Below are 26283 nucleotides of genomic sequence, written 5' to 3' on the forward strand. Positions count from 1 at the left end.
GCCGAGGTGGATCTCAAGGTCTCGCGCGACGCCGGTGCGCCGGAGAAGCTCGCGAACCGGCTGCTCGAACTCATCGAGTCCGGTGAGCTCAAGCCGGGCGACAAGCTGCCGAGCGAGCGCGAGCTCGCCGAGCTCGGCGGCGTCGCCCGCAGCACCGTGCGCGAGGCGCTCTCGGCCCTCGAGATGCGCGGGCTCGTGAGTCGCCGACCCGGACGGGGCAGCGTCGTCGAGGCCGTCGCCCGGCCCAAGCTCGCCGACTCGCTGCGCGGTGTGCTGCCGCCCAGCGAGCGGCTGCTCGCCGAGGTGATGGACCTCCGCGGGGTGGTCGAGCCGCCGCTCGCCGAGCGGGCGGCGCTCCGGGCGGATGCCTCGGGCCTCGCCGCGCTCGACCGGGTGCTCGCCGCCGCGGAGGAGGAGCTCGGCCGGCCCGAGCCCTCCGCCGCCCGCCTCGTCGCCCTCGACCTGGAGTTCCACACCACGGTCGCGACGCTCGCGCAGAACGCGATGCTCGTCGAGCTCATCGACGTCGTGAACGAGTGGACCGCACCCTCGCGCGACGAAACGCTGCAGAGCCTCGAGAGGATGCTGCGCTCGCACCGGGCGCACGGCCGCATCGCGGACGCCATCCGCGCGGGCGACCCCGCCGCCGCCCATGAGGCGATGGCCGCCCACCTCGGGCAGATCGCCGAGGTCATCGCGGCGCCGCAGCCGGGCGCCGAGGCACTACCGGCCTGAGCGCCGAGGCATCCGAATCTCCTCCAATCCGGTGCCGCGACGGTTCCGAATCCCCATTGACGGCCCGCACGGGCCCGTGATCAAGGAGGAACCATGCGAAACTCACCGAACCGCATCGTCGCCACGGTGTTCGGCGCGGTCTATCTGCTCGTCGGACTGCTCGGCTTCGCGGTCACGGGCGGCGTCTCGTTCGTCGCGACCGAGGGCGGGCTGCTGCTCGGCATCTTCGCGGTCAACCCGCTGCACAACATCGCGCACCTCCTGATCGGCGCGGCGCTGCTCGTCGCCGGCCTCATGAGTGCGCGGGCTGCCAAAACGGTGAACACGATCGTGGGCGCCGCCTACCTGCTGCTCGGCATCGTCGGGTTCTTCCTCGCGGGCACCGCGGCGAACATCCTCGCGCTGAACACGCCCGACCACTTCCTGCACCTCGCGAGCGCGCTCGTGCTGCTCGGCGTCGGCCTCGGGGCCGAGCGCGGCGGCCGGCTGGCGACGGCCTGAGGCCGCCGTGCTCCCCGCCGCGCTCCGCAGCTGGCCGGCGCTCGCCGCGCTCGGCGCCGGGCTCGTCCTCGCGGCGCTCGCCGCGGGGGCGACCGGCCCGGTCGCCGTCGCCGTGCTCGCTGCAGCGGGGCTCGCGGCGCTCGCCTGGGCCTTCGCCGCACTCCGGGCGGGCGGCCCGGTGCTGCCGCGCACGACGCTCGCCGTCGGCCTGACGGTCGTCGTCGGGCTCGCGCTCGTCGTGGGGGCGGGCGCGGCGCCTCAGCTTGGCCTCGCCGGGCTGCCGACGATCGCGGCGGCGGGCTTCGCGCTCGTCGTCGCGGTCGGGGCGGCTGCGCGGCTGCGCGGCGCACACGCTCCGGGCGAGGGGCCCGATGAGACCCGGGATGCCGCGCCGGCATCCGCATCCCCGGCCGCACCAGCGGCCACCCGGACGCGGCATCCCGTGGCAGCCACCCTCGGTCTCGTCGCGGGCGCGGCGCTCGTCGCCGCCCTCGCGACCCCGGCCCTCGCCGGCACCGAGCCGGGCGAGCTCGCCGTCCCGCACGGCGAGCTGCACCAGCACTGACGGCGCGGTTCCCGGCTACTCGCCCGCGGGCGAAGGGTCGGGGATCTCCTCCGGCTTGTACCGCGGCAGCCGCGAGGCCGGCAGCGCCGCCGCCAGGCTGAGACCCGCGAGCACGAGGAAGCCCATGCGGAGGGTGCGCAGCCGCTCCTCCTCGTTGATCGCGACCGCCGCATCGATCTGCTCCGGGCTCGCGTCGGTCTCGGCGAACTTCTCGCGCAGCTCGTCGTTGCTGATGAAGTTCACCTGATCGAGGTCGACCTGGGCGACGAGCTCGTCCGGCAGCTCCGGATGCTCCGTCACGGCCTGCGTGAAGTTCAGGCTCAGCATCGTGACGAGCAGCGCGCCCATCACGGCCGTGCCGACCGCGGAGGCGAGGTTCTGCGTCGTGCCGCGGATCGAGCCGACATCGCCCGCGAGCTCCTTCGGCGCGGCCGTCACGAGCACGTTGAACACGAGCGTGACGAGCGCCCCCTGCCCGATGCCGAACACGACGAGGCCGAGGATCGTCGGCAGCGTCTCCCAGTTGTTCGTCACGACGAAGGCGAGCCAGACGAGCGCGACCGTCGTGAGCCCGAAGGAGAACAGGCCGATCACGCGCGGGCTGTAGCGGCGGTAGAACCGCACGATGAGCGTCGCCGTGACGAAGACCGTCAGGTTGAACGGCATCATCGCGAGCGAGGTGTCGAAGGGCGTGCGCCCCTGCACCACCTGGATGTACGTCGGCACCGTGAAGTTCACCGCCGCCTCCATCGCGACGATGATGAACATCGCGTACACGGCGGCGCGCTCGCGGGCGCTGCCGAGCACCGAGAGGTCGACGAGCGGCACGCGGCCGAGCCGCATCCGGCGCCTCGTCCACAGGAAGAACGCCTGCCCGAGCACGAGACCCAGCACCACGAAGACCGGGGCGGGCGAGAGGCCGAGCACGTCGAACGGCGCCCCCGGCTCGGCGAGCACGATGCCCCAGGCGTTCAGGTTGTTGAAGCCGAGCGTGAGCAGCACGATCGCCCCGCCGATGAGAGCGGACGCGACGAGGTCGATGCGGACCGAGGCATCCCCCTTGTCCGAGCGCAGCCCGAAGCTCAGCGCGAAGACCGCGACGGCCAGGCCGAGGGTGATCATGAACACCGGCCGCCAGCCGACGAGGGTGCCGAGCGTGCCGCCGATGAGGAACGCGCTGATGCCCGAGAAGGCGCGCGCCGAGCCGAGCGAGCCGACCGCCGTCGCCTGCTGGGCGCCGCGGTAGTTCTCCGCGATGAGGGCGACGAGGGACGGCACGATGATGGCGGCGGATGCCCCGGCCAGCACCTGACCCGTGATCGCCCAGCCGATCGTCGGCGACAGGATCATCAGCACCGAGGACACCCCGAACACGACGACGACGCAGCGGAAGATGAGCACCCAGCCGATCCGCTGGCCGAGCTTCGCGCCGGTCATCACGAGGGCCGCGACGGCGAGTCCGTAGACGACGATCGTCGAACTCGCGACCGTGGGCGGCACGCCGAAGTCCTCGACCATGCCGCCCAGCGAGATCGGCAGCGCGGCGACGTTGAACGACATCAGCACCTGGGCGAGGAACAGCCCGATCATTGGCGCCCAGGAGCGGCGCTCCTCGGCGCGGGGTGCGGCGGTCTGCGCGGTCATGCGCGGCTCCCTTCGGTGGGCGATGCGGATGCCTCGGGCTGCGCGGATGCCTCGGACAGCGCGGATGCCTCGGACAGCGCGGATGCCTCGGACAACGCGGATGCCGCGGCGGGCGCGGGCGTCGAGGCGAAGAGGTTCAAGCCGAGCGCGCGGGAGAGGTAGGCGCAGGCGCGCTGCCCGCGCACGCTGTTGCCGGCCGGGTCGAGGCGGGGCGAGTAAGCGCCCACGGCGCCCTTCCCCGGGGCGACGGCGACGATGCCGCCCGCCACGCCCGACTTCGCCGGCAGCCCGATCTCGAACAGCCACTCGCCGGAGCGCTCGTACATGCCGCACGAGGCGAGCAGCGCGAGCGTGTCGCGGCACACCTCCGCGGAGACGACGCGCTCGCCTGTCACCGGGTTCACGCCGCCGTCGGCGAGCGTCGCCCCCATCACGGCGAGATCCTCGGCCGTCACCGACAGGGCGCACTGCTTCGTGTACACGTCGACGACGGCGAGCGGGTCGGCATCCAGCCGTCCGTAGCTCTGCAGCAGCCGTCCGATCGCCTGGTTGCGCTGGTTCGTCAGGACCTCTGAGCGGTACACCTCGCCGTCGAGCGTGAGCTCGCGGCCCGCGAAACGGGACAGCCCGGTGCGCACGAGCTCCCACTGCTCGGCGGGCGTCGCGGCCGGCACGAGGGCCGTCGTCGCGATCGCCCCCGCGTTCACCATCGGGTTCATCGGACTGCCGCCGTTCAGCTCGATCGCCATGACCGAGTTGAACGGCAGCCCCGTGTTGTTCACGCCCACGATCTCGTGCACGGCCTCGTGCCCGATCGCCTCGCAGACGAGCGCGAACACGAACGCCTTCGAGATCGACTGGATCGAGAACGCCACCCCGGCGTCGCCCGCCCGGTGCACCGCGCCGTCGACCTGCGCGACGACGAGACCGAAGTGCGCCGGATCCGCCTCGGCGAGGATCGGGATGTAGTCGGCGACCACCCCCTCGTCGAGCCCGGCGTAGCGGCGGTGCGCGGCCGCCACCGTCTCGCCGAGCCGAGCCGGGAGCCCGCCCGTCGATGCGTGCTGGGCGACGTCCGCCACATCGGCTTCGAACATGCACCCTCCCCCCAGAGGCGTCGCTCGGAGTCTAGACCCGTGGAGCCCTCGTCCGGCAGTACCCGTGGCCCGGGGATCGCCCGCCTCGCTACGCTGCATCCAGGCGCGATCGTGGGGGATGGCGGAACGAGGCGGGAGACGCGTGAACGACGGCATCAAGTGGGGACTGCCGGTGCTCGGGGCCGCGGCCCTCGGCACGCTCGGGCTCGTCCTCGGCACGACCGCGCTCGCCGAGGCCGTCAGCGCGCAGGCCGTGGTCGCCGGGGCGGCCGCCGAGTCCCGCGCGGAGGCGGCGCTCGGCGATCTGCACGGCGCGACGACGCTCGCGGAAGGGCAGGTGCTCGAGGGCGAGGCGCTCGCCGGCGCGCTCGTGGACGGGCTCGGCGATCCGGCGCTCGCCGAGGCGCTGACGGCGGACGTCGCATCCGCCCGCGAGCTCATCGACGCCGCCGGACTCGAGCTGCCCGAGCAGCCCGCCTACGACCGGGGGCCGCTCACGCCGATCTGGACGAGCCTCGCCGAGGCCGTCGCGACGCAGGAGCGCACCGGACGGCTCGTCGAACTGCAGCGGGAGGCCGAGTCGGGTCTCGGCGGGCTCGAGGACGCCGAGGCGCAGCTCGCCGCGGCGCGCGCCGCGCTCTACGCCGACGCGGCCGCCGATGCGCAGGCCGTGCTCGACGCGAGCCCCGTCGCGAGCTACGAGTCGCGCGTTCCGGCGATGCACGCGATCGCCCAGGACGGCGACTCCTGGTACGTCGAGCAGGACGACAGCGCCGAGGGGTACCAACAGCTCGCCGCCGCCGTGGCGGCCGTGCAGGCGTCGCAGACGGCGGAGGCCGCGCGGCGGGCGGCTCCCGAGTACGCGAGCCGCGGGCCGATCGAGGAGTTCGCCCGCTCCATCGCGCACGGCGTGCACCTCGACTTCGCGTGGGACCACGTCGTCAACGGGCTCTCGAGCGAGGAGTGGTACTCGGGCACGGCCCAGTACTGGTACGCCGACGGAGGCTGGGCGAAGATCAACCTCAGCTACTCGATCGACTGGAGCTACGCCGACGATGTGAACGCCAAGGCGGTCGTCGTGCACGAGGTCGGGCACACGCAGGTCGTGCGGCCCGAGTGCACGCCGATCTTCGAGAGCGAGGTGTTCGGCGGCGACGACGAGATGTGGGCGACCGCATGGGCCATCGCCGCGGGCTACGACGTGCCCGGCTCCGGCATCGAGGCGTACGGGCGGCCGAGCGACCAGCAGATCGCCGAGGCCGGCCGCTGCGTGTAGCCGTGGTTCGGTTCGTTCGCTGAGCTCGTCGAAGCGGTGGTTCGCTGAGTTCGGTTGGTTCGCTGAGCTTGTCGAAGCGAGCCGAGTCCGCTTCGACAGGCTCAGCGAACCAACGTGGAGTTCGCTTCGACAAGCTCAGCGAACCAATGTGGAGGTCGCTTCGACGAGCTCAGCGAACCAACTCGGGCTCAGCGGGCCATCCGCACCGTGCTGCCGCGGACGCGGAGCACGGCGTCGGAGAGCAGCGGGCCCTCGATCGGCTCGCCCTCGATGCGGCGCAGCAGCATGCCGACCGCGAGCTCGGCCTGCCGGTCGGGCTGCAGGTCGATCGCGGTGAGCGGCGGGTCGTGCCGCTCCGAGCCGGGGCTGTCGATGCCGACGGCGACGAGCACGTCCTCGGGGATGCGCACCTCGGCGTCCCGGGCCGCCCGCAGCACGCCCTCGCGGTACTGCTCGGCCGTCGCGATGACGGCGTCGGGCCGCTCGCGCCCGCGCAGCAGGGCGAGGGTCGATTCGTAGGGGTCGTTGTGCGCGTGGTCGAGCGGGATGAGACGCACGAGCTCCGGCATCCCGTGCTCGACGGCCCAGTCGCGGTACGCCGCCGCGCTCTCCTCCGCCCACGACCAGCTCGCGTCGGCGCTGATCAGCGCGATCCGCTCCGCGCCCTGCTCGTGCAGGTGGTCGAGCAGGGTGCGCATGTTCTCGCCGTGGTCGCTCGTGACCGCGTAGGGCCACTCGGGGCGCGCGGCATCCCGCTCGACCGTGACGACCGGGGTGCCGAGCCGTTCGAGCGCGGCGAGCCGCTCGTCGTTGCGCACGGGGTCGCAGAGCACGACCCCGTCGGCGCCGATGAGGCGCCAGCCGTCCTCGCTCGTCACCGTCGGCGGCGTGAGGGTGAGCGCGTACCCGGCCTCGAAGGCCTTCGTCGCCGCCGCGCGCGCCGCAGTCATGTAGAAGTCGAGGTCGAGCATCGGCACGGCGCCCTCGTCGACCGAGGGGAGTGCGAAGGCGATCGTGCCGGTGCGGCCGAGCCGGAAGGCGAGCGCCGCCCGGCTCGGCCGGTAGCCGAGCTCGGTGGCTGTGCGCTGCACGCGATCCCGGGTCGACTGGCGGAGCTTGCCGCTGCCATTGAGCGCGGCCGAGACCGTGCTCGTGGACAGGCCGAGCTCACGGGCGACGTCGTGGATGGTGACGCGCTTCGTCGCCGGCTGATCACGCTCCGTCATGGACCTCGACCTCTCCGTCGGCACCAGGCGCGGGGAACGCCATCAACTGTAGACGAGCTCGGTGCTGACGCGGCGCGCCGCGACGAGCGCGCCGCGCCGCACCGTCCAGCGCGATCCCGCCTCGTTGCGGAGCGCGTGCAGGCGGTCGCCCGCGGCGAGCACGACGAAGGAGGCCTCCGCACCCGCCTCGAGCCGCGGCGCCGGTCGGCCGACGGCGGCGCGGGCCGAGCTCGTCACCATCCGCCAGGCGTCGTCCACGCCCTCGCCCGCCCGGTCGGCGAGCGGCAGCGCGTGCCAGGCGAAGCGGGCCCGTTCGAGCGGGTCGAGGGTGCCGAGCGACTCCCAGTTGTCCTCGTGGTTGCCGGTGCCGATCGTCACGGTGATGCCCGCGTCGAGCAGCTCGTTCGGCCGCGAGACGCCCCGGTACGGGTACGAGCTCTGCAGGTTCGAGGGGCACACGGTGATGGCGATGCCGGCCTCGGCGACCTTCTCGATGACCCGGGCGGCGTCGTCGTCGGGGTACGTCTCGAGCGCCCCGACGTGGTTCGCGTTGACGAGCCCCTGCATGCCGTAGGCGATCGTGAGCTCGGCGAGCGGTTCGAGCAGGCGCTCGCTCGGGTCGGTGAAGTAGTCGACGTTGATGTCGATCGGGCGGCCGAAGCGCTCGGCGAGCTCGAAGACGAGCCGCAGGTGGGTGAGCCGCGCCTCCTCGTCGGCCTCGTTGTTGGGCCAACCGCCGACGCGGTCGGCGCCCATCGCGAGGGCCTCGGCGACGAGCCCGTAGGCGCGCGCGTCGCCGACCATCCCCTCCTGCGGGAACGCCGTGACGACGGTCTCGATCACGCCGTCGCAGTCGGCGCGGGCCCGCAGCACGCCCTCGACGGAGGCGAGCCCGGTGACCGAGTCGATGTCGGCCTGCCCGGCGAGGAGGCCGATGCCCTCGAGGGCCGAGGCGCGGAGGAAGCGGCCCGCCCGCTCGGCGACGTCGTCGACCGTGAACGCCGCCTTGAGGTCGCGCTGGCGCTGCATGAGCACGGGGCGCGGGCCGTGCGCGACGAGCCCGAGCTCGGCGATCCGCTGCCGGCTGTAGACCTTGTCGGGGTGGCTGTGCGGCTCGACGAACGGAGTCGTCACGAGTCCGCCATCGGCGTCGATCACCTCCGTCGCGGCGACGCCGGCACCGGCATCCGGTCCGATCGCGGCGATCGCACCGTCGCGGACGACGACGTCCACGACGGCGTCGGCGGGCGCCCCGGCGCCCGCGGCGTCCCGGTCGAACCGGGCCCCGCGCACGAGGAGGTCGGCGGTCGTCTCAGAAGCCATCGCGGTTCACGTCCTTGTAGAGCAGGTAGGCGGATGCCTCGGGGCCGGTCGCCGTGAAGGCCTGCGTGCAGTACGGCGCCATGTAGATGAAGTCGCCCTGCTGCACGTCGACGTGCTCGCCGTCGAGGTGGTACACGCCGCCGCCCTCGAGGAGGTAGAGGCCGTGCTCCTGGTGGTGGATCTCGACCATGCGGAACCGGGCGCCGCCCTGGAAGCGCATGACGTTCATCGCGAGGTCGAAGCGCTCGTCGTCGGGCAGCAGCTGCCCGTAGCTGCCGTCGATGCCGTCGTCGTCGATGCCGACGATGTCGCCGAGCCGGCCGGAGACCACGGGCGGCGCCTCGACGCCGTCGACGGCGAGGTGGCGCTTCTTCACCCAGAGCGCGCGGGATGCCGCGACGGCCTCGAGCTCGAAGCTGCGCCCCTCGGGGAGGAAGAGGTAGCCGCCGTCCTCGAGCAGCCACTCCTCGCCGGCGGAGCGCACGCGGAGCGCGCCGTCGAGCGCGATGAGGAAGTTCTCGAAGCCCACGCCCTGGGGCAGGGTGCTCGCGGCGCCGGCCTCGAGCTGCAGCAGGTACTGGCCGAAGCGGGCGGGGCTGCCCTGCGGCGCGGCGAGCACGGTCGCCGCGTACGGCGGCAGGCCGGGCAGTGTGTTCTCGACCATCGTGTCGGGCGTCATCAGGTAGTAGCGGTCGCCGACGCGGCCGCGGCTCGCGCTCAGGTAGTCGTTGCGGTAGCTGGTCACTCGTGGCTCCAATCGGCCGGGACGGGGTCGGGGTAGCGGCCGTCGACGAGGAGCGGGGCCCCGTCGACGGTGATCGTGGGGCGTTCGACGACGAGATCGACGTGCACCTCGGAGTGCCAGTGCGCCCCGGTGTAGTCGCCGAAGGGGTGGCCGAACGCGATGTGGCAGCCGGGCACGTTCTCGTCGAAGAGGAGGTTCCCGCTGAGGGCGGTGCAGGCGCGGTTGGTGCCCACGGCGAACTCGCCGATGCGGCCGGCGTGCTCGTCGCGGTCGAACCACTCGCGGAGTCGGGCGGCGAGCCCCGCGTCGGGGTGCTCGAGGCCCACCAGCCGTCCGCCCCGGACCTCGAAGCGCACGGGCTCGGCGAGCAGCCCGGTCGAGGCGTTGAAGGGGTAGCCGAGGACGCTCGCCGCGATGACGCCGTCGGCGCCGGTCGGCGAGCAGAAGACCTCGCCCTGAGGCAGCCGTCCGCCCTCGCCGGGGGCGTGGTAGAGCCCGGTGAACGCGGTCCAGGGCCGGGCCGGATCGAGGGCGAAGCGGATCTCGGTGCCGAGGGCGTTCCGCACCTCGGCCGTCGCCGCGCCCGTGAGCCGTCCGCGGACGAGCTCGCTGAAGCGGGCGACCTCGCGGTAGTCGGCGGTGAGGCCGATGCCGAGGCTCGGCCGGTCGAGCGCGGTGAGCTGGGCGTGCCGGGCGCCGACGCCGTCGAGCAGCGCCCAGAAGCGCTCGTCCCACGCGAGCCGGTCGTCGCCGTCGCGCGCGGCGAACGCGGTGACGCTCGGGCGCTCGCCCGTGATGGCTGCGGCGATCGCGGCGAAGGCGGCGGGGTAGTCGTCGTCGAGCCCCGGCACGAGGAGCAGCCGGCTGTCGGCGGCGACCCGGGAGGCCGCGGCGACGATGCGCTCGGCGAGCCCGCGGGTCGGCTCGTCGGCGATGACGAGCACCCGGTCGTTCGCGCCGACGGCGAGGCAGGTGTCGATGAGCTCGCGCGCCCCGCGGTCGAGGTCCGCGTCGCTGACGGGCGGCAATGCGCTCGGGCGCTGGAGCCCGGTCGCGGCGCTGCTCGCGGCCGGCCCGCTCACGCGGAGCTCCGGGCGGGGGCGGGCACCGCGAGCGGCACGAAGGCGCCGGGGCCGTGGTCGGTGACGAGCCCGCCGTCGAGCACGACGAACTCGCCTCGGGCGATCGTTGCCCGCACCCGGACGGTGCTCGGCCGGCCCTCGTACGGCGACCAGCGGTCGGGGCCGAACTGCCCGGCCGACTGCACCGCTCGGGCCTCGCCGAGCTGGAGCACCGCGAGGTCGGCGTCGGCGCCGGGGACGATCCGCCCCTTCGCGGGCGCGGCGCCGCAGCGTTCGGCGGGCCGGCTCGTGATGAGGGCGAGCGCGTCGGGGAGCGTCCACCCGCGGCGCAGCGCCTCGTCCAGAAAGAGGGGAGCGAACTCGCGGGCGCTCTGGATGCCGAACGGGCCGCCGAGCGCGTCGTGCTCGGCGACGGCCTTGTCGGTGACGGAGTAGACGCAGTGATCCGAGACCACGGCGTCGATCGCGCCGTCGCGGAGCCGCTGCCACATCCCCTCCACCTCGGGACGGGCCCGGAGCGGCGGCGCGCAGAGGGCCGTCCAGCCGAGCCGCAGGAAGTCGTCGGCGTCGAGCAGCAGATGGTGCGCGGTGACCTCGCAGCTCGCGGTCACGCCGCGCTCCCGCGCCGCGGTGACGAGGTCGACGGCCTCGGGCAGCGAGAGGTGCACGAAGTGCACGGCCCCGCCGGTCTCCTCGGCGATCGCGAGCACCCGGCGCACGGCCTCGAGCTCGAGCTCCGGGCTGCGCGCGGCGAGCACGGCGGCGTAGTCGGTGCGGCCGGCGGCGCGCTCGGCGGCGATCGCGGCGCTCAGCCCCTCGCGGTCCTCCGCGTGCACGAGCACGAGCCCGCCGTGGCGGGCGGTCTCGGCGAGTCCCTGGCGGAGGTCGTCGTCGCTCGCCGAGGGGTAGTCCATGTCGTTCTCGGGCAGGAAGGCCTTGTAGCCGGGGGCGCCGAGCTCGCGCTGCCCGCCGAGCTCGCCGAGCCCGGGGCCGGTGAGCGCGCCCCAGAGCCCGAAGTCGACGATCGCTCCCTGCGCCCCGAGCTCCGACTTGGCCGCGTAGCGGGCGGCGGTCGTCGTCGGCGGGGTCGTGAAGGGGTGCTCGATGACGAAGGTGCAGCCGCCGAGCGCGGCGTTCGCCGTGCCGATCCGGTAGTCGGCGGCGAGGTCGTCGCCCGGGTTGTCGAAGTGCACGTGCAGGTCGACGAAGCCGGGGGAGACGACGTCGTCGCCGGCGTCGAACACCCGCTCGGCGTCGGCCTCGCGGTCGGCCCCGCGGCGCACGGCCGTGATGCGGCCGCCGTCGACGAGCACGGTCGCGGGGACGAGCTCGTCGCCGACGAGCACGCGCTCGCCGACGATCGCGAGAGCGGCCCGGCTCATGCGCGGACCCCGTCGGCGGGGCGGATGCCGGCATCCGCGACGGACTCGTCGACGCTCCGCCTGGCGACGACCCGTCCGGCCTTGATCGTGGTGAGCGGGCCGCCCGGGCGGCGCAGCGCCTCGAGGCGGTCGTGTGCGCCGAGGAGCACGAGGTCGGCGGTCATCCCGGGCGTCACGTCCGGGGCGCGCCAGGCCTCGGCATCCGCCCGCGTGCGATCGTCGAGGGCGTGCGCCGCACCGGAGGCGACCATGTGCCAGACGAGGTCGACGTCGTCGTCGCCGTAGCCGCCGCCGACGAGGGTCATGTAGGCGCGGTCGAGCGGGCTCAGCGTGCCGAGCGGGTACCAGCCGTCGTTGAGGTTGTCGCTGCCGACGACGAGCTCGGCGCCGGCGCGGCGCAGCTCGTGCGGGCGGGAGAGTCCGCGCGGGCCGCCGTCGACGAGGTTCAGCGGGATGATCGCGACGCGCACGTCGGCTTCGGCGACCCGGGCGGCGACGCGGCCCGCGTCCTCGTCGGAGTAGCGCTCGATACCGCAGCAGTGGCTCGCGAGCACGCGGCCCTGGTAGCCGCGGGCGATGGTCTCGTCGGCGACGACCTCGAGCATCCGCTCACGCTCGTCGAGCCAGCAGTCGGCGTGGATGTCGACGTCGACGTCGAACTCCTCGGCGAGCTCGAAGACGGTGCGGACGTGCGCGCGCTGCGCGGCATCCCCGTCCTCGACGTTCGGCCAGCCGCCGACGAGGTCGGCACCCGAGCGGAGAGCCTCGCGCAGCAGGGGCAGGGCGCCGGGGTCGCGGCCGAGCCCCTCCTGCGGGAACGCGACGAGGTCGACGTCGAGGATGCCGCGCACCTCCTCGCGGGCCTGCAGCACGCCCTCGAAGCCGCGGAGCCCGGCGATCGAGTCGATGTCGATGTTCGCCCGGAGCCGGGTGACGCCGTTCGCGACGGCGAGCTCGAACGCCCGGCGGGCCCTGCGGGCGACCCGCTCGGGCGTGAAGCCGGCCTTGATGCGGCTGGAGCGGGCGAAGTGGTCGAGCCCGGATGCCTCGGCCGGGTCGAGCTCGGAGAGGCTGAACGACTTGTCGGGGTGCAGGTGCGGTTCGACGAAAGCGCGGGCGAGGAGTCCGCCGGCGGCGTCGAGCCGCTCGGCGCCGGCACGGTCGGCCCACTCGGCGAGAGCGGCGGCGCCGATGGAGCCGCTCGGCTCGATCGAGGCGACCGCGCCGTCGCGGAGCAGCACGTCGTGGGCGCCGGGGCGGCCGTGCAGGGCGGCGCCGGCGATGAGGAGGGCGGGGCCGGTCGTCGTCATGGCGCTCACCACTCCCACTCGTTCGCGGGGACGTCGAGGTCGGCGTCGGTGTGCGCGATCGCGGCCTCGGCGGCGATGCGCACGGCCTCCGCCTGGAGCCGGAGGTCCATGCTCGGGCCGTTGCTGCCGATGCGGGCCACGTGGCCCGGGGTGTCCGGCAGGTGGATGAACCCGGCCCGGGTGGGCAGGCCGCGCTCGGCCGCGAGGTGGAGCGCCGTGTACATCACGGCGTTGCAGCCGTGCGTGGACGCCGAGTTGGAGAGCAGGGCGGGGATGCCGCGCTCGCGGATCGCGTGCGTGATCGCCTTGATCGGCACGGTGGCCAGATAGGCGGTGGGGCCGTCGGCGTAGACGGGGTCGCCGGCCGGGCGGAAGCCGTCGTCGTCGGCGAACTGGAAGTCCTGCACGTTCGCGGCGAGGCGCTCGACCGAGACGGTGCTGCGGCCGGAGAACACCCCGGTGGAGAGGATGGCGGCGGGCGGCGTCGCGGCCTCGTCGAGGATCGGCGCGAGCGCCTCGGCGGGGTGGCGGTGCCAGGCGAGGCTCCGGCCGACCAGCAGGTGCCCGGCCACGGTCTCCCCGTCGAGCTCGGCGGCGAGCTCGGAACTCGGGTTGACGGCATAGCGCAGGTCGGTGCGTTCGGCGGTGTCGCCGAACGCGCCGTTGCCGGTGATCAGAATCCACGGTTGGCTCACGTCTCGCTCCTTCGCATCACGGATTCGACGTGCCGGGAAGCCACCGGACCACGTCGTCGCCGGACCTCACGGTAGCCCATGCCGAGACGAAAAGGAACGTTACATCCGAAAAAAAGAACGTTCCATTCGCTTGACAGCGATCCAGCCCGCCGTGTTTACTCATCGGCAGACGGCCCCCATCGGCCACCGCAGGCGGAACCCCCCGACCGCAACCGGAACGCCGTCGATCGCACGTACCCACGACGAGGTGAGGAGCAGTGATGAGGCGCACAGCCAAGGCCGCACGACGGGCCATGATCGCGGGAGGCGCCGCGGCCGTCGTGGTGCTCGCCGGGTGCGCGTCGCCCGCGGCACCCGAACGGAGCAGCGCGGCCGTCGAGGTCGTCGAGCTCACCCCGGCCCCCGCAGGCGAGCTCGACCGCATCGCCTGGGCCGTCTCGAGCGAGCCGGCCTCGCTCGACTGGATCTACAACGCCGACAACACGACCGGCTCGATCCTCGCGAACGTCTGCGAGGGCCTGCTCCGGCTCGCCCCCGACCTCTCGCTCGAGCCCGCGCTCGCCGAGTCGTTCGAGCACCCCGACGCGACGACCTGGGTCTACACCCTCCGCGACAGCGTGACCTTCCACGACGGCTCGCCGCTCACCGCCGAGGACGTCGTGTTCAGCCTTCAGCGCCACCTCGACCCCGCCGCCGGCTCGTTCTGGTCCGGTGCGTTCGCGAACGTCGCGTCGATCACCGCGACCGGTCCGCTCGAGGTCACCGTCACGCTGAGTGCGCCCGACGAGCTGTTCAACGCGTACATGTCGAGCCCCGCCGGCGTCGTCGAGCGCGCGGCCACCGTGCAGGAGCTCGGCGAGACGTACGGCACCCCGCAGGGCGGCGTGAACTGCATCGGCCCGTACGAGTTCGAGCGCTGGGACTCCGGCCAGTCGATCACCCTCGTGCGCGACGACGACTACTTCGACCCCGAGCTGCGGGCGAAGACCGAGACCGTCGAGTTCGACATCGTGCGCGACCCCGCCGCGGTCGTGAACGGGCTGCTCTCCGGCTCGCTCGACGGCACCTGGGAGGTCGCGCCCTCCGCGATCACCCGCCTCTCCGGCAGCGGCGTCGGCACCGTCTACTACGGGCCGAGCACCCAGGGCTACAACGCGATCGTGATGGACCCGACCGGCCCGCTCGCCGACCCCGTCGTGCGCGAGGCGCTGTCGATGGTCATCGACCGCCAGGCCATCATCGACGTCGCGATCGCCGGCGCCGGGCAGGAGCAGCGCGCCCCCGCGGTGCCGGGCACCTGGGGCTACGAGCGCGACGCGTTCCAGTCGGCCTGGGACGGGATCGAGTCGGCCACGCTCGATCTCGACGCCGCGAAGGAGCTGCTCGCCACCACCACGGCCCCGACCGAGCCCATCGTGCTCGCCACGACGAGCGCCGAGGCGCAGACGCCCGTGATCGGCGCCGAGATCCAGTCGGCCGCCGCGAAGATCGGGCTCGACGTCGAGATCAGCTCGGTGCCGGTCGACCAGTACTACGCCGTCTACACCGACGCCGAGGCGCGGAAGGGCATCGACCTCTACCTCACCGCGTGGGGCACCGACTTCGCCGACCCGCTGCAGATGTACCGCTACTTCGAGACGGGCAACTTCTACAACTTCTTCGGCTTCTCGAACCCCGACTACGACGCCCTCATCGCGCAGGCGGGCACCCAGTCCGACCCCGCCGAGCGCGCGGCATCCATCATCGAGGCGCAGCGGATCGTCGTCGACGAGTCGCTCTGGATCCCGCTCTACGCGCCCTACAACACGATGTTCCTGAACGCCCGCGCGACCGGCGCCCCGGCCTCGTACGTGCAGCTGCACTCGCCGTGGGCGGCGATGATCGGGGCGGCCGGATGAGCGGCTGGCTGCTCCCGCTCGCCCGGCGCGTCGGCTCACTCGCCCTCGTCCTCCTCGCGACCTCCTTCATCGTCTTCGGCGCCATGTACCTCGCGCCCGGCTCGCCCGAGTCCTTCCTCGTGCGCGGCAACTCGGTGACGGCGGAGACGCTGCAGGCCATCCGCGACCAGTACCACCTCGACGAGCCGTTCCTGTCGCAGTACGTGCTGTGGCTCGGCGGCGTCGTGCAGGGCGACTTCGGCCTCTCCATCCAGTTCCGCCAGCCGGTCTCCGAGCTCATCGCGAGCCGGGTGCCGACGACGGCCCTGCTCGTCGGCTACGCCGCGGTGCTGATCCTCGTGGTCGGCGTGCTCGTCGGGGTGCTCGCCGCGGTCAAGCGCGGCGGCGTCGACGGCACGGCGATCGTCGTCAGCACCGTCGCGATGGCCACCCCGTCCTTCGTCGTCGCGATGGCGCTCACCTCGCTGTTCGCCGTGACCCTCGGCTGGTTCCCCGCGTTCGGGGCGGGGGAGGGCTTCGGCGACCGGCTCTGGCACCTGACCCTGCCGGCGGTCGCCCTCGCGCTCTCCTCCGCCGCGCTCGTGCTGAGAACCACGCGCACCTCGATGATCGGCGCGCTCGGCAAGGAGTACGTCGAGACCGCCCGGGTGCGCGGCTTCTCGTCCTCGCGCGTCATCTGGGGGCAGGCGTTCCGCGGCGGCATCGTGCCCGTCGTGACCCTTGCCGGCCTCGTCATCTCGGGCCTGCTCGTGACGACCACGATCGTCGAGACGGTGTTCGGCCTGAACGGCATCGGTTCGCTCCTCGTGCAGGCCGTCAACGTGAAGGACTTCCCCGTCGTGCAGGCCGTCATCCTCATCATCGTCGCCGTGTTCGTGCTCTCGAACCTCGTCGTCGACCTGCTCTACCCGGTGCTCGAACCCCGCGCCCGGGCGAAGGGAGGCGCGAGGTGACGCTCCCCACCACCGAGACGCGCTCGACGCATCTGCTCACCCGCCGCTCGTGGCTCGCCATCCGCCATCGCGGCAACGCGCTCACGCTCGCCGCCGTCATCGCGCTCGGCGTGCTCGTGCTCGTCGCGATCCTCGCGCCCGTCATCGCACCGTACGATCCCAACCAGGTCTCCCTCATCGACGCGCTGCAGCCGCCGTCGGCCGCGCACCTGCTCGGCACCGACGAGGCCGGCCGCGACGTGCTCTCCCGGGTCATCTGGGGCGCCCGCATCTCCCTCCTCGGACCGCTCGGCGTCGTGCTCGGCTCCACGCTCATCGGCGTCACCGTGGGGGTGCTCTCGGCCTGGCGCGGCGGCTGGGTCGACGCGACCGCCTCCCGCTTCGTCGAGATCCTGTTCGCCTTCCCTGGCGTGCTGCTCGCCATCCTGATTGTCGCAGTCTTCGGTCCGGGCCTCGCCTCGACCGTGGCCGCGCTCGCCGTCGCGTACATCCCGTACATGGCGCGCACGACGCGGAGCGTGGCGCTCGCCGAGCGGCAGACGCCCTACATCCGGGCGCTCGAGCTGCAGGGCATGTCGGCCTGGCGGATCACCTCGCTGCACCTCGTGCCGAACATCGCCCCGTTCGTGCTCGCGCAGGCCTCGCTCTGCTTCGGCTACGCGATGATCGACCTCGCGGGCCTCTCCTTCCTCGGGTTCGGCGTGCAGCCGCCCGAGGCGGACTGGGGCGCCATGGTCGCCGCCGGGCAGGCCGCGCTGATCCAGGGCTCGCCCGCTCCGGCGCTCGCGCCGGGCGCGGTCATCGTCATCGCCGTCGTCAGCTTCAGCCTGCTGGGCGAGGGCATCGCGGAGCGTGTGAGGAGGACGAGCGCATGAGCGGCTCGAACCAGCAGGTGGATGGCCCGGTGCTCGCGGTCGAGGACCTCCGGCTCGACGTCGGCCAGGGCGAGGCCGCGGTGCGGATCCTCGACGGCGTCGGCATCTCGTGCGCCGAGGGCGAGATCGTCGGCCTCGTCGGCGAGTCCGGCTCGGGCAAGTCGATGACGCTGCGCACCGCGGTCGGCCTCTCGCCGAAGGGCGCGAGGATCACCGGTTCGGTGCGGGTCGCCGGACGCGAGCTCGTCGGCGCCGGCCGCCGCGAGGTGCTCCAGGTACGCCGGGAGATCGCCGCCATGATCTTCCAGGACCCCCGCGCCCACGTGAACCCCTACCAGCGCATCGGCGCGTTCGTCGCCGACGGGCTGCGCCGCACCCGCGGCTGGAGCCGCGCCCGCGCCGCGCAGCAGGTCGTCTCCCTCCTCGACGAGGTCGGCCTGCCCGACCCCGGGACGCTGGCCGAGCGCTACCCGCACGAGCTCTCCGGCGGCATGCTGCAGCGCGTGATGATCGCCTCGGCGCTCTCCACCGAGCCGCGGCTGCTCCTCGCCGACGAGTCCACCACCGCGCTCGACGTCACCACCCAGGCCGAGATCATGGGCCTCCTGCGGCGGCTCCGCGAGGAGCGCGGGCTCGCGATCGTCTTCGTCACGCACGACCTCGACCTGGCCGCGGCGAGCTGCGACCGCATCCACGTCATGCAGTCCGGCGTCGTCGTCGAGCAGGGCCCCGCCCTCGACGTCTTCGAGCGGCCCGAGCACCCGTACACCCGCAGGCTCCTCGACGCGATGCCCTCCCGGCTCGACGCCGAGGCGCCGACGCCGATCGGAGGCGCCGCATGAGCATCCTCACCGTCGAGAGCCTGAGCAAGACGTACGACCACGGTCGGGTGAAGGCCGTCACCGACGTCTCCTTCGAGCTGGCCGCGGGCGGATCGCTCGGCGTCGTCGGCGAGTCCGGCTCCGGCAAGACGACGCTCTCCCGGCTCATCACCGGCATCGAGCAGCCCGACGCCGGCCGCATCGTCGTCGCCGGTACCGAGCTCGAGGCCCGCACCTCCCGGCGCGCCCGCCACGAGCGGGCCGGCATCATGCAGTTGGTCTTCCAGGACCCCTACCAGAGCCTCGACCCCCGGCAGACGCCGGAGGAGGCGATCGACGAGATCATCTCGCTGCACACCGCGCTCCGCGGCGCCGCGCGCACGGCCCGCCGGCGCGAGGTGCTCGACCAGGTCGACCTGCCCGAGCGCGCCCGCCGCGCCCTGCCCCGCGAGCTCTCGGGCGGGCAGCGGCAGCGCGTCGCGATCGCGCGGGCGCTCGCGGCATCCCCGCGCCTCCTGCTCCTCGACGAGGCGACGAGCGCGCTCGACGTCTCGGTGCAGGCGCAGATCCTCCGGCTGCTGGCGCGGATCCGCGCCGACACCGGCGTCGCCATCGTCTTCGTCAGCCACGACCTCGAGGTCGTCCGCTCGATCACCGAGGAGCTCATCGTGATGTTCCGCGGCGAGGTCGTCGAGTCCGGCGAGACGAGCCGGGTGCTGCGCGATCCGCAGCACCCGTACACGCGCCTGCTCCTCAGCAGCGTGCCCAGACCCGGATGGGACCCCGATCAGGTCTCCCGGGACCGCCGCACCTTCCTCCGTCAGCTCGCGTGACGGCCCGTCCGTCCCGCATCCCCCGCAAGGAGAGATCAATGCCGATGTCCCGCCGCACGCCGCGACTGCTCGGGGGCGCCGCCGCCCTCGCCGCCGCCGTGCTCCTCGCCGGCTGCACCGCAGCCGGCCCGTCCCCCTCGAACGGGACGAAGCCCGAGCTCACCGAGTCGCTGCCCGCCCCGAGCACCGAGGTCGAGCGCCTCGACTGGGCGCTCTACGCCGAGCCGTCCTCGCTCGACCCCATCTACCCGAACGACTTCCCGCCGATGGAGGTGCTCTCGAACGTCTGCGAGAGCCTCATGCGCATCGCGCCGGACTTCACGATCGAGCCCGCGCTCGCCGAGTCGTTCGAGCAGCCCGACCCGCTGACGCTCGTCTACACGCTGCGCGACGGGGTGACCTTTCACAGCGGTGCGCCGCTCACCGCCGACGATGTGGTCTACAGCCTGAACCGCGCGCGCAGCGACGAGCTCGGCTCGTTCCACACCGCCGTGTACGCGAACGTCGCCGACATCGTCGCGACCGCGCCGAACCAGGTGACGATCACGCTCACCGCCCCCGACCAGACCCTCTCGCAGGCGCTCGCCACCGGCGCCGGTCGCATCGTGAACCGCGGGTCGACCGAGGCCCAGGGCACCGAGTTCGGCACTCCCGGCTCCGACGTCGACTGCACGGGCCCGTACTCGCTCGCCGCCTGGCGGGCCGGCGAGGCGATCACCCTCGAGCGCTACGACGGCTACTGGGACGACTCGCTGCCCTCGCTCGTCGCCGAGGTCGACTTCTCCTTCGTGCGCGACCCCGCGGCCCGGCTGAACGCGCTGCTCTCGGGCGAGGTCGACGGCACCTGGGGCGTCCCCGCCTCGGGCTTCGCCCGGCTGCAGGGCGGCGGGCAGGGCACGCTCGCCTTCGGCCGCACCTCCGGCAGCTACGTCGCGATGGTGACCTCGCTCGAGGGCGCGCTCGCCGACCCGCGCATCCGGCAGGCGCTCGCGATGAGCATCGACCGCGAGGGCATCATCGCCGCGGCGGTCGCCGGCGCGGCCGACCCACTCGACGCGCCCGCCTCGCCCGGCACCTGGGGCTTCGCCCGCGAAGACTTCGAGCGGGCGTACCAGGAGATCGCGGACGCGACCGGCGGGCTCGAGGAGGCGAAGGCCCTCGTCGCCGAGGCCGGCGCCCCGAGCGAGACGCTCACCATCGCGGTGACGAACTCGCAGGCCGAGATGCCGATCATCGGGGCCGAGGTGCAGCGCGCCGCGCAGGCGATCGGGCTCGAGGCGGAGCTCACCTCGCTGCCCGCCGACGGCTACAACGCGCTCTACAGCGACCCGGCCGCCCGCGACGGCATCGACCTCATCTTCTCGCTCTGGCAGACCGACTTTCCGGACCCCACGCAGATCTACCAGTACCTGGAGAGCGACAACTTCTTCAACCTCTCCGGATGGTCGAACGCCGACTTCGACCAGGCGATCGACGCCTCCCGGGCGAGCTCCGACGATGCCGAGCGGGCCGCCTCGCTCATCGCGGCCCAGTCGATCGAGATCGACGACCCGACCTGGCTGCCGATCTACACCCCGTACAACGCGGTGTTCCTCGGGAAGGGCCTGACCGGGGCGCCGACCGCCGCCGTGCAGCTCAACTACCCCTGGGCGGCGATGATCGGCGGCGAGTAGGACTCTGGTTCGCTGAGCTCGTCGAAGCGAGGAGTCCGCTTCGACGGGGCTCAGCGGACCGTCCCATCCTGGTTCGCTGAGCCTGTCGAAGCGATCGCCGCCGCTTCGACGGGGCTCAGCGGACCCTCCCATCCTGGTTCGCTGAGCCTGTCGAAGCGAGGAGTCCGCTTCGACGGGGCTCAGCGGACCACCGGCCCCAGCGCCGCGTGCAGGAACGCCGCCACCCGCGCGCGCATCGGCGCGTCGAGGATGCCGATCGAGTGGGCCGACCCCGGCACCACGAGCGATTCGACGGGAACCCCGGCCGCCTGCAGCGCCGCGACGAACGCGGTCTGCTGGCCGAGCGGGATCGCCTCGGCATCCGACTGGGCGACGAACATCGGCGGGTCGCTCGGATCCAGGTGCGTCGCCGCGGATGCCTCGGCCGCCGCCTCGCACGCAGCGGCCCCCGGTTCGCAGCCGAGGTAGTCGGTCACGATCGAGCGCAGCCACGGGGACGCGCCGTCGGCGTCGAGCGCGCGCCCGGTGAGTCCGAGCGGGCCGGACAGCTCGGCGACGGCCGCCACCCGTGAGCCGGTGTCGAGCGGCCCGTCGCCGTGGGTGCCGAGCAGGGCGGCCAGGCTGCCGCCGGCCGAACCGCCGAAGGCGCCGATGCGGCCTGGGTCGATGCCGTACTCCGCGAGCTGCTCGGGCTCGCGCAGCCACTCCACCGCGAGCGCCACGTCGTCGAGCTGCGCGGGGAACACCGCGTCGGGCACGAGCCGGTAGTTCACCGAGACGGCCACGAAGCCCTCGCTCGCGAGCCAGAGGCAGACGTTGCGCCAGTCCGCGTTCGCCTTGTCGCCGCGCGCCCAGCTGCCGCCGTGGATCGAGACGACCGCGGGCAGCGCGCCCGCCGCGCCATCCGTTCCGGCGTCAGTCGTCGCGGCCGCACGCGCGGGGCGGCACACGTCGAGCGTGAGCAGCGTGCCGTCCTCGCGCGCGCCGTACGGGAGATCCTCGTCGACGACGAGATCGCTCGGAGCCTCGAAGGTGCGGATGCCGATCGGCACGACGCTCGCGAGCTCGCTGCGGGACTCGGCGGCGTCGGGGTCGATGGGCTGCAGCGGCAGGTGGAAGCCGGAGAGCACGCCCGTCACGGCGACGCCGGCGAGGGCGGCAGCGGCGACCAGCACCAGACGCGTGCGCCCGCCGCGACCGCCGGAGGAACGAGTGCGGGTCACGGGGGCTCCGGGTTCAGGGGTGCAGTGATGCTACCTCTGCGTGGGCCGAACGCGAAGTCAGCGCCTTCGCCATGCAGACGCTGTACTCCTCGCCGAGGTAGGGACCGAACAGCGGCACGGGCCGGTAGCCGTGCTTCGCGTACAGCGCCTGCGCGGGCAGGTGCCGGGTGCCGGTCTCGAGCACGATCTCCCGCACGCCTCGGCTCGCGGCATCCGCCTCGATCGCCTCGAGCAGGCGCCCGGCGACGCCGAGCCCCCTGGCGCGCTCGTCGACGAACATGCGCTTGAGCTCGCCCCGCCCGGCGAAGTAGGCCGCGTGCTCGTCGTCCGCGTGACCGCCCACGACGAGCGCCGCGATGCCGAGCGCGGCACCCGACTCGTCGCGGGCGACGAAGAGCCGGATGCCCGGCTGCTCGAGCTGGCCGACGTCGAGCAGGAAGCACGCCTCGGGCGGGTAGCCGAGCGAGAAGGAGTACTCGCTGCTGCCGGCGAGGAGGCGCTCGACCTCCGGCTGGCGGGGCGGTTCGATGCGGACGGTCACGGTGCTGGTCACGCGGCGAGGCTACGCGGCGCGTGTTTCCGCGGGATTTCGGCGCCCGGTGCGGATGCCCGGCGCTTTCCCAGCGGCGATCGGGTATCGTTGGCGGGTCGGTTCTGGACACCGCGCTGTGCGCGGATGGGTTTGTGAGTCCTGAGGGCCGGTTCCGCAGCATCAGGCTGTGGATAGTCACCGTATGTGAACGGCCCCGGTCGACGATGCTCCCGGGTTCTCGGTGCGCCGCGCCACGCGGCGGCACCGCCATGTACTCGAATACAACCCAGGAAGCACCACATGCCGAAGAACAAGAAGCCCGCGGGCGGACGAGCCCACGACTTCGACCCCTCGTACGCGAAGAGCAGCCGCGCCGGTCGCCCGGCCGGCAGCGGCAAGCCCGGCTCGCGCAGCCCCGGCCACCGCGGCTACCGCCCCGAGGAGACGTCCGAGCGCAAGCCGCGCTGGTCGCGCGACGAGCGCACCGCGAGCGGCCGCGCCCCGCACCGCTCCGAGCGAGATGACCGTCAGGGCCGTTCGTACGACCGTGACGAGCGCGCTCCGCGTTCCTTCGACCGGGATGACCGCCCGCGTCGTTCCTTCGACCGGGATGACCGTGCGCCGCGTTCGTTCGATCGGGATGATCGTGCGCCGCGTCGTTCGTTCGATCGTGATGATCGTGCGCCGCGTCGTTCGTTCGATCGTGATGATCGTGCGCCGCGTCGTTCGTTCGACCGGGACGACCGTGCGCCGCGTCGTTTCGATCGGGATGACCGCGCTCCGCGTTCGTTCGATCGGGACGAGCGTCCGCGCCGGTTCGATCGGGATGACCGTGCGCCGCGTCGTTCGTTCGACCGGGATGATCGTGCACCGCGCCGCTTCGACCGGGACGACCGTCCGCGTCGGGACGACCGTCCGGCTCGTTCGTTCGATCGTGATGAGCGTGCGCCGCGTCGTTCGTTCGACCGGGATGATCGTGCGCCGCGCCGCTTCGACCGTGATGGCGCTTCGACGGGCTCAGCGAACCAGCGTGGCCCGCGTCGGGACGACCGTCCGGCTCGTTCGTTCGATCATGACGAGCGGGCGCCCCGTCGCTTCGATCGTGACGACCGCGGCCCGCGTCGCTCGTTCGATCGTGATGGCGCTTCGACGAGCTCAGCGAACGAGCGCGGTTCGCGCCGCGACTTCGACCGTCCCGGATTCCGCGACTCGGAGCGCCGGCCTTCGGCGTTCTACCCGGCGAAGGACGAGCGCAGCCGCTTCACCCCCGAGGACGACGTCGTGCTCGAGCGTCTCGAGGCCCAGGCCATCCAGGCCGACGCGGTCGACGGGATCGGCTTCGGCGAGCTCGGCCTCGGCGGCAACATCGTCCGCGCCCTGAAGGAGCTCGGCGCCGAGTCGCCGTTCCCGATCCAGGCGGCGACGATCCCCGTCGTGCTCGAGGGGCGCGACGTGCTCGGCCGCGGCCGCACCGGCTCCGGCAAGACGATCGCCTTCGGCGCACCCACCGTCGAGCGGCTCATGCAGCTCTGGGCCGAGCAGCAGCGCGATGTCGAGAACGGCCCCGACGGCCGCCGCAAGCGCCAGATGGGTCGCGCGCCCCGCGCCCTGATCCTCGCCCCGACGCGCGAGCTCGCCCTCCAGATCGACCGCACCGTGCAGCCGATCGCCCAGTCCGTCGGGCTCTTCACCACGCAGGTCTACGGCGGCGTGCCTCAGGCCCGCCAGGTGGGCGCCCTCCGTCGTGGCGTCGACATCGTCATCGGCACGCCCGGCCGCATCGAGGACCTGCTCGCGCAGGGGCACCTCGACCTCTCCGACATCCGCATCACGGTGCTCGACGAGGCCGACCACATGTGCGACCTCGGCTTCCTCGAGCCCGTGCAGCGCATCCTCCGCCAGACCCGCGACGGCGGCCAGAAGCTGCTGTTCTCGGCGACCCTCGACACCGGGGTGGCCGCGCTCGTCGAGGAGTTCCTCGTCGACCCGGCCGTGCACGAGGTCGCCGGTGAGGACCAGGCCTCCGGCACGATCGAGCACCGCGTCTTCGTGATCGACAACCGCGACAAGCGCGATATCGTCGCCCAGCTCGCCGACCGCGACGGCAAGACCCTCGTGTTCTCGCGCACCCGCGCGTTCGCCGAGGATCTCACCGAGCACCTCGAGGATGCCGGCGTCCGCGCCGTCGCCCTGCACGGCGACCTGAACCAGTCACGCCGTACCCGCAACCTGCAGCAGCTCACGAGCGGCCGCGTCGACGTGCTCGTCGCGACGGACGTCGCGGCCCGAGGCATCCACGTCGACGACATCGACCTGGTCATCCAGGCCGACGCGCCCGACGAGTACAAGACCTACCTGCACCGCTCGGGCCGCACCGGCCGCGCCGGTCGCACCGGCCGGGTCGTGACCCTCATCCCGCGCAACCGCCAGCGTCGCATGAACGAGCTGCTCGACCGCGCCGAGATCGAGGTCGACTTCGAGGACGTGCGCCTCGGCGACGAGCTGCTCTTCGACCTCGGACCGGTCGACGTCGCGGCGCCGGCCGAAGCCGCTGCTGCGGAGGCATCCCACGCGGACGCCGAGCAGGCCGCCGACGCCGAGCCGGTGGCGACCGCCGCCGAGTAGTCGCGACGGTCGCGCCCGCGACCCCGCATCGAGAGAATCCGTCCGTCGCCCACCGGGGCGCCGGGCGGATTCTTCCGTTTCCGGGGCGCCCCTGACCCGCTCCGAGCGCGCGGGCCGCTACCGTGGCGACATGCGCTCAGTTGTCGTGCTCCCGGCCGTCGCGGCCGTCGCCCTCCTCCTCGCCGGATGCGCAGCGCCCGCGCCGACGCCGACCACCTCGGCCCCGAGCGAAACGCCCGAGTCGACGACCATCGCAGGCCCCCTCGACTGTGATGCGCTCGTGCCCGCCGATGTCGTCGCTGCGGCGATGAGCCCGGCGGGCGACGCGAGGCCGCAGCCCGAGGCGGCGATCCAGGGCAATGCCGCACTCGGCGCCATCGAGCTGGCCGCGGCCGGCGGACTCGGCTGCTCCTGGCGCATCGGCCCCGCTCCGAGTGACATTTTCGGCGGCAGCGGCGAGGTCGCGTACTTGAGCGTCGAGGTGCTGCCCGGCGCTGCTGGGCAGTGGCAGCCCGCCTGGTTCGGGGATTCGCCCTCGACCGACACCGTCGAGGTCGCGGGCGTCACCGCCTCGCGGGGCGCGGGGGAGACCGGCTGGGAGCTCACGGCTCCGGTCGGCGAGGCGTGGGTCATGGTCCGCCTGACGGCACCCGGGCTGGTGACGGGCGGGTCCGTCTACGGCGAGTACGACGCCGAGCAGATGAACGGGCGGCTCGTCTCCGTGGGCGAGGCGGCGTTCCCCGTGCTCGCCGGGGCGAGCGCCGAGCAGCTCGACTGGCCGCGCGCCGCCGGACAGCGGCAGAGCGACGCGGTCTGCACCGGCGGTCTCGATCCCCAGGGCATCGGGATGGCCCTCGGGGCGGCCTCGATCGAGGCGAGCGCCGTCGATCCGACCTCGTCGGCGCCGACCAGCTTCCGCGACGCGGTCGCGGCGGCCTCTCGGGCGTACCGCTGCGAGTACACCGTCGACGGCATCCCCGGTCCGGCGATCGACGCGGTGATCGGTGCCGGTGAGCAGTTCGAACTCATGTCGGAGGCCGACCTCTCCGGGGTGTACGAACCGCTCGATCTGAGCGGCTCGCCGAGCTTCGCGGACGGGGATGCCGCCTTCGTGGTGCGCGTCTCGGACGGCCCGGCGACGACGGTGCTGCTCAAGGCCGGCGACTCGGTGTACCGGGTGCAGAGCCACGACGCCCCGGCCGCCATCGCGGAAGCGGTGCTCGAGCAGATCCGCTGAGCCGGCGCCAGAAGACCCTCGCTGGCGCGCCG

Annotated in this window: 23 protein-coding genes; 12 read left to right on the forward strand and 11 right to left on the reverse strand. The window is 73.3% G+C overall.

Going from position 1 to position 26283, the window contains the following annotated elements:
- The first annotated feature begins 6 nt into the window (after positions 1 to 6).
- From QSJ60_RS04610 to QSJ60_RS04620, 3 genes are all read left to right on the forward strand, one after another.
- Positions 7 to 735 carry a FadR/GntR family transcriptional regulator gene (locus QSJ60_RS04610; protein ID WP_189083371.1) on the forward strand — a complete coding sequence of 243 codons (729 nt, stop codon included), beginning with the start codon at positions 7 to 9 and terminating at the stop codon, positions 733 to 735.
- A 93-nt stretch (positions 736 to 828) separates the two neighbouring features.
- Positions 829 to 1236, forward strand: coding sequence for a DUF4383 domain-containing protein (locus QSJ60_RS04615; RefSeq protein ID WP_189083372.1), 408 nt, complete (start codon positions 829 to 831; stop codon positions 1234 to 1236).
- Positions 1237 to 1243: 7 nt separating this feature from the next.
- On the forward strand, positions 1244 to 1801 hold the full coding sequence (locus tag QSJ60_RS04620) for a hypothetical protein (RefSeq protein WP_285462783.1): 558 nt from the start codon (positions 1244 to 1246) through the stop codon (positions 1799 to 1801).
- Between the two features lie 15 nt (positions 1802 to 1816).
- Here the strand turns inward: QSJ60_RS04620 and QSJ60_RS04625 are convergent, their stop codons facing one another.
- Together QSJ60_RS04625 and glsA are read right to left on the reverse strand one after the other, a co-directional pair.
- On the reverse strand, positions 1817 to 3445 hold the full coding sequence (locus QSJ60_RS04625; RefSeq protein WP_230763713.1) for an MFS transporter: 1629 nt from the start codon (positions 3443 to 3445) through the stop codon (positions 1817 to 1819).
- Entirely contained in the window at positions 3442 to 4542 is a 1101-nt protein-coding gene (gene glsA / locus QSJ60_RS04630; protein WP_285462784.1) for a glutaminase A, read from the reverse strand. Before glsA ends, QSJ60_RS04625 begins: the two co-directional genes overlap by 4 nt.
- Positions 4543 to 4684: 142 nt before the next feature.
- Between glsA and QSJ60_RS04635 the strand changes: the two genes are divergently transcribed.
- Positions 4685 to 5818 (forward strand): hypothetical protein, encoded by a 1134-nt coding sequence (locus QSJ60_RS04635; RefSeq protein ID WP_285462785.1) that lies wholly within the window; start codon positions 4685 to 4687, stop codon positions 5816 to 5818.
- A 188-nt stretch (positions 5819 to 6006) separates the two neighbouring features.
- Here the strand turns inward: QSJ60_RS04635 and QSJ60_RS04640 are convergent, their stop codons facing one another.
- Genes QSJ60_RS04640 through QSJ60_RS04670 form a run of 7 tightly spaced genes read right to left on the reverse strand, consistent with a single transcriptional unit; the run spans position 6007 to position 13581 of the window.
- Positions 6007 to 7044 carry a LacI family DNA-binding transcriptional regulator gene (locus QSJ60_RS04640; protein WP_285462786.1) on the reverse strand — a complete coding sequence of 346 codons (1038 nt, stop codon included), beginning with the start codon at positions 7042 to 7044 and terminating at the stop codon, positions 6007 to 6009.
- Between the two features lie 42 nt (positions 7045 to 7086).
- Positions 7087 to 8367 carry an amidohydrolase family protein gene (locus QSJ60_RS04645; protein WP_285462787.1) on the reverse strand — a complete coding sequence of 427 codons (1281 nt, stop codon included), beginning with the start codon at positions 8365 to 8367 and terminating at the stop codon, positions 7087 to 7089.
- A complete protein-coding gene (allE, locus tag QSJ60_RS04650) occupies positions 8357 to 9112 on the reverse strand; it encodes a (S)-ureidoglycine aminohydrolase (RefSeq protein WP_285462788.1) in 756 nt (251 codons plus the stop codon). Before allE ends, QSJ60_RS04645 begins: the two co-directional genes overlap by 11 nt.
- A complete protein-coding gene (locus QSJ60_RS04655; RefSeq protein ID WP_285462789.1) occupies positions 9109 to 10194 on the reverse strand; it encodes an aminopeptidase in 1086 nt (361 codons plus the stop codon). The genes allE and QSJ60_RS04655 overlap by 4 nt, the downstream gene beginning before the upstream one ends.
- Positions 10191 to 11576: a dihydroorotase gene (locus QSJ60_RS04660; RefSeq protein WP_285462790.1), complete on the reverse strand. Its 1386-nt coding sequence runs from the start codon at positions 11574 to 11576 to the stop codon at positions 10191 to 10193. Before QSJ60_RS04660 ends, QSJ60_RS04655 begins: the two co-directional genes overlap by 4 nt.
- Positions 11573 to 12895, reverse strand: coding sequence for an amidohydrolase family protein (locus QSJ60_RS04665; protein ID WP_285462791.1), 1323 nt, complete (start codon positions 12893 to 12895; stop codon positions 11573 to 11575). The genes QSJ60_RS04660 and QSJ60_RS04665 overlap by 4 nt, the downstream gene beginning before the upstream one ends.
- A complete protein-coding gene (locus QSJ60_RS04670) occupies positions 12892 to 13581 on the reverse strand; it encodes a pyroglutamyl-peptidase I (protein WP_285462792.1) in 690 nt (229 codons plus the stop codon). Before QSJ60_RS04670 ends, QSJ60_RS04665 begins: the two co-directional genes overlap by 4 nt.
- A 260-nt stretch (positions 13582 to 13841) precedes the next feature.
- Between QSJ60_RS04670 and QSJ60_RS04675 the strand changes: the two genes are divergently transcribed.
- Genes QSJ60_RS04675 through QSJ60_RS04700 form a run of 6 tightly spaced genes read left to right on the forward strand, consistent with a single transcriptional unit; the run spans position 13842 to position 20634 of the window.
- On the forward strand, positions 13842 to 15479 hold the full coding sequence (locus QSJ60_RS04675) for an ABC transporter substrate-binding protein (protein WP_285462793.1): 1638 nt from the start codon (positions 13842 to 13844) through the stop codon (positions 15477 to 15479).
- Entirely contained in the window at positions 15476 to 16432 is a 957-nt protein-coding gene (locus QSJ60_RS04680) for an ABC transporter permease (RefSeq protein ID WP_285462794.1), read from the forward strand. Before QSJ60_RS04675 ends, QSJ60_RS04680 begins: the two co-directional genes overlap by 4 nt.
- Positions 16429 to 17307 (forward strand): ABC transporter permease, encoded by an 879-nt coding sequence (locus QSJ60_RS04685; RefSeq protein WP_285462795.1) that lies wholly within the window; start codon positions 16429 to 16431, stop codon positions 17305 to 17307. The genes QSJ60_RS04680 and QSJ60_RS04685 overlap by 4 nt, the downstream gene beginning before the upstream one ends.
- Positions 17304 to 18149 carry an ABC transporter ATP-binding protein gene (locus tag QSJ60_RS04690; RefSeq protein WP_285462796.1) on the forward strand — a complete coding sequence of 282 codons (846 nt, stop codon included), beginning with the start codon at positions 17304 to 17306 and terminating at the stop codon, positions 18147 to 18149. Before QSJ60_RS04685 ends, QSJ60_RS04690 begins: the two co-directional genes overlap by 4 nt.
- Entirely contained in the window at positions 18146 to 18961 is an 816-nt protein-coding gene (locus tag QSJ60_RS04695; protein WP_285462797.1) for an ABC transporter ATP-binding protein, read from the forward strand. Before QSJ60_RS04690 ends, QSJ60_RS04695 begins: the two co-directional genes overlap by 4 nt.
- A 38-nt stretch (positions 18962 to 18999) precedes the next feature.
- A complete protein-coding gene (locus tag QSJ60_RS04700) occupies positions 19000 to 20634 on the forward strand; it encodes an ABC transporter substrate-binding protein (protein ID WP_285462798.1) in 1635 nt (544 codons plus the stop codon).
- 179 nt (positions 20635 to 20813) lie between these two features.
- Here QSJ60_RS04700 and QSJ60_RS04705 read toward each other — a convergent pair whose 3' ends face one another.
- Positions 20814 to 21857, reverse strand: coding sequence for an alpha/beta hydrolase (locus QSJ60_RS04705; protein ID WP_285462799.1), 1044 nt, complete (start codon positions 21855 to 21857; stop codon positions 20814 to 20816).
- A gap of 13 nt (positions 21858 to 21870) precedes the next feature.
- Positions 21871 to 22410 (reverse strand): GNAT family N-acetyltransferase, encoded by a 540-nt coding sequence (locus QSJ60_RS04710; RefSeq protein ID WP_285462800.1) that lies wholly within the window; start codon positions 22408 to 22410, stop codon positions 21871 to 21873.
- A 279-nt stretch (positions 22411 to 22689) separates the two neighbouring features.
- Between QSJ60_RS04710 and QSJ60_RS04715 the strand changes: the two genes are divergently transcribed.
- A complete protein-coding gene (locus QSJ60_RS04715; RefSeq protein ID WP_502871378.1) occupies positions 22690 to 25014 on the forward strand; it encodes a DEAD/DEAH box helicase in 2325 nt (774 codons plus the stop codon).
- Positions 25015 to 25144: 130 nt separating this feature from the next.
- Positions 25145 to 26251 carry a hypothetical protein gene (locus QSJ60_RS04720; protein ID WP_285462801.1) on the forward strand — a complete coding sequence of 369 codons (1107 nt, stop codon included), beginning with the start codon at positions 25145 to 25147 and terminating at the stop codon, positions 26249 to 26251.
- Positions 26252 to 26283: the final 32 nt, after the last annotated feature.

Source organism: Agromyces sp. NBRC 114283 (assembly GCF_030268405.1).
GTDB lineage: Bacteria > Actinomycetota > Actinomycetes > Actinomycetales > Microbacteriaceae > Agromyces > Agromyces mediolanus.